1 protein-coding gene is annotated in these 238 nt (G+C 47.9%); it reads left to right on the plus strand.

Translation table 11 applies throughout. The features are described 5' to 3' along the window. Positions 1 to 62: 62 nt before the first annotated feature. The coding region (locus FDX22_RS31490; protein ID WP_255432990.1) for a DUF2303 family protein at positions 63 to 238 on the plus strand (176 nt) is incomplete at its 3' end.

Genomic DNA, 238 nt, shown 5'->3' on the forward strand with positions numbered 1-238 from the left:
AATAAAGCTGGCCCAGTAATACCCACCGAACCAACTATTCCAATCTGATAAGGAAATATTCAATGTCTCAAATTGAAGGCTCTGCCGTACTCGACATCCGTGATCTGGTCTCTGCAACTCTGAAGACTGAAACGGACATCCCCTCTGTCGTTGTTCCAGACGGTTTCGAAGTCAAATCCCTAGAAAGCCTGCAACTGGCTCCGTCGCGTATTCGTCAGAGCGCTAACCTGATTTCTCC

Origin of the sequence: Citrobacter sp. TBCS-14 (genome assembly GCF_005280805.1) — a bacterium.
Classification (GTDB): Bacteria; Pseudomonadota; Gammaproteobacteria; order Enterobacterales; family Enterobacteriaceae; genus Citrobacter; species Citrobacter gillenii.